This window comes from Hyella patelloides LEGE 07179 (assembly GCF_900659865.1).
In the GTDB taxonomy this organism is placed as follows: domain Bacteria; phylum Cyanobacteriota; class Cyanobacteriia; order Cyanobacteriales; family Xenococcaceae; genus Hyella; species Hyella patelloides.
The window spans coordinates 1-3200 of record NZ_LR214203.1; the positions used below are offsets into that span (position 1 = coordinate 1).

At 41.1% G+C, this 3200-nt stretch carries 2 protein-coding genes; both read right to left on the minus strand.

The annotated features are described in order from the left end of the window. Positions 1-196: 196 nt before the first annotated feature. Positions 197-1306, minus strand: coding sequence for a type III-B CRISPR module-associated Cmr3 family protein (locus H1P_RS32145; protein WP_144875382.1), 1110 nt, complete (start codon positions 1304-1306; stop codon positions 197-199). Beyond that, positions 1299-2918, minus strand: coding sequence for a Cas10/Cmr2 second palm domain-containing protein (locus H1P_RS32150; RefSeq protein WP_144875384.1), 1620 nt, complete (start codon positions 2916-2918; stop codon positions 1299-1301). Before H1P_RS32150 ends, H1P_RS32145 begins: the two co-directional genes overlap by 8 nt. Positions 2919-3200: the final 282 nt, after the last annotated feature.

Here is a 3200-nt window from a genome sequence, read left to right on the forward strand (position 1 = left end):
CTTCTCCCGCACTCGCTCCCACATGCAGGGGTGCTAGAGTTTCTATGATGCCGTAAGCTTTATGATACATTCAGAATTTTACAATAATTGTTCATCAGAGTTGATTCCGTGCAGATACCGATTCATTTCATACCAAGAATATAGTGGACTATTAGACCGCTATTGAGAAAAAAATATAGATTTTATTCAGCTTCAACTAAACGGTTAGAGGTAGAGCTAAACTACAGCCCCATCGCTTTAAGGAATAGCCTTCAAGGGGAAACCACTGCTGCTGAGTATCTTCTCCCCATTTATACCAGGAAGGTAACTCCTCTTCTAAAACGTAAACAGAACCTGCTGGTACTGCATAACGACCGCGAGATAGTCTTTTTGGTTGACCCGATTTGCCACCGAGACGATAGCGAAAAATTCTAGGGCGATCGCTGATAGCTGCTTTAACATTCCAAACTGGTTCTATCTTGAAAGAGTTATCTGGCTGTTTCACTTTCTCGATTGGAGTACGGTAGGAAAATCGGTTAGTGCCAAAAACCCCCGCCGAAATTAAGGCAAAGCTGTTACCTACCCCTCTATCTAACAAATTGGTAACAGTAATACTCAAATCATGAGATTTAATCTCGACCATGTGTCCCTCTCCACCGAAGCGATACCATCCTTCGGGTAAGGGTATATTTGCTAGATAAATCAGGCAGATTTTAGGGTCTAGCTGAATGGCGTGTTCGAGAAACAAGCTACCTCTTTCCTCATCTTCTAACACGATGCGCTGCTGCGGATCGAGACGGGGATGGAGATGCGGTAGAGGCTTCCAAGGGTCTGATTTAACTCTAATTTTATTCCCCGCTTCATCTACAGGATAAACGAGATCGCTCTTAATGTTACTCAACTGCTGCCACTGAGATAGAGGCAACCAGCTTTGTTTGACATACTTACCACTTGGAGGAGTCTCGCCGTTACTCAATCGCCATTTATTGTCTTGCAGTTGCAGTATACCGATAATCTCTCCTTCTTTTATCGGACAGTCAAGAGGAGTCGGAATATAACTTACCAGACAGTTGAAAGGAGTGGGAACGTAAAAGTTATTCTCTTCTCCCAAATAGCTCCAGAAATTACCCGCTAACTGTAAGGATTCTAACTCATCAGATTTATGTCCGTAATGGGCTGCATAGATACCTGATAGTGTGGTTGCATCTGGAGGAAACTTAGTACCAGAACGTCCTACTAAATTATCGGGAGACAAAAAACCACCACTGCTGCCGTAGAGCAAACCCATTGGCTCGATAGAAATGGCATATTTAAACTTACTATTCATGGTGAAATAAATGGAATCCTACTTTTGCTAAATTGATTACCCAGTCATTTAAAGCACGATTGACTTTTAATCGATCTAACAGCCCACTTATCTTGTCTAAATAGTTACTGCGTTCCCCCAGTATCCCTGCTTTCAAACCTTCATTCCAGAGATCGTCCCTAAAATCTAATGCATCAGTATTAAAATACACCTGAAAAATACCTTTAGCAACGGTGGTATTTTCATCTGAAAAAGCGTGACGAGCTTCTAAATGTGCAATATCGCCGTACATTTTCACCCAATTCTCCTTTGATATATCCATACGAGATAAAAACCACCAGGGGCAAGACCACTCTAAATAGTTCCCACTGTTAAAGAGAATCCGAATTGCTAAACGGTTTCTACCAGAATTTTTAGCAGTTCGTTCTGCCTCGTTGCAGTGCTGTAAGATTTCTCGTTGGGGAACGGCATGATTAGCCCAGACAAAACCAACACTGACGGTAACATCATTTCCATAACCATGTTGTTTCCAAATATCTTCATTGAAATCACGCCACCATTTCCAACATCTAGCTCCTGTCAGAGGCTGAGAAGAGCATTGGGGAACAAAAACTCCCATAAAATCATCTCCTCCCGCATAAACCAATCTACCAATTGAAGCCTCTTCTTGGTTGCTTTCAATTGCAGGACGAAAGGTATTTTCTCCCCAACTCATCAAAGCAGTGCTGAAGCTGTTGCGCCATTCTTTTTCTTCTGTTTCTGATAGTTCTTGCGACTTGTCTTTCAGATAGCCACCCATGCGATCGCCATCTCCCAGAAACCAGCCACTCCATTGTTGAGTTTCAAAACGATTAATCTCCTTGAAACCCGAAAGTTTATCGATTGAAGTATTTTCCAAGGCACTTCTGATATAGCCTGCTAGAGATTTAGTTTCTAGCTCTTGGTTGCTATCGATGCGATTTGCTATTTCATTCAGAGTAATCAATCGCTTAACGAGTTCGGGAATGCTCAAAAATTCACTGGGGTCTATAATCGCTTCGCTAATTCGAGAACTCAAATCTTGGTAGTACTGTTTGATTTTGCCCTTGAGAGATTGGTAGTTAGATATTTTAGGATTGCTTTGTTGCATCTCAGGGAAAGCGATCGCGTCTGCTCCAGAGAGAGTGGAACTGTCCCCTTCCCAATTAATCCCAATCCAAGCTCTTTGGTACTTACGATCCTGTAAATCTTGTTGAGCTTCGGAAATAGAAATACAGGATTGACCCCAAAAGAATTCCCAGGCGTGATTTTTCCAGTTACTCCAGTGGCGTTTCCACGAATACTTTCGTTCGGGAAATTTTTCTTCAAGCCATTTACGACAGATAGTTACGATTCTTCCCCAAGCTTCGTAAAAAGCTTCATAAGCCTCTTGTTCGGGAAAATCTCCCTCAAAAATAATGTAGTTGGGAGTTCCTCTAGCTACGTTAAGCAGACCAGGAGAAATGACTTCAATTTGTCTGGCTTCGGCTGCTTGGGCTAAAAAATAAGCCAGGTAAGAAACGATAAAGGAACTTCCGTATAAATCTCTGAGTTTACGAGATTTTTCAATAAATTCTTGAACTGGGGAAAAAGTGACAACGGTGTATGTTCCCATTAAAATTTCGCCAATAGACGGTTAGATTGCTCTATTTATTACTCATTAAAAAGGTTTGATATTTATACACCGCGAACTAAATCTTTAATTTTCTTAATTAGATGTAACTAATTGAATGGTTATCTTAATGCATAAATCATTTGTGCTGCATCTATAACTCTTCCCATCAAAGTTAAGGGGCTGTTAGCTGGAGTCCAATAAAGTCCGTTGTTGTCTATTATAGGACTTACGCATTGACAGAATAATGAGACAATGCACTCTTAAGTAGAAGACATCAAAAAA

Excerpts from the sequence above, each read along its gene's own strand:
- H1P_RS32150 (WP_144875384.1), bottom strand. The coding sequence starts at position 2,918 with ATGGGAACATACACCGTTGTCACTTTTTCCCCAGTTCAAGAATTTATT.
- H1P_RS32145 (WP_144875382.1), bottom strand. The coding sequence starts at position 1,306 with ATGAATAGTAAGTTTAAATATGCCATTTCTATCGAGCCAATGGGTTTG.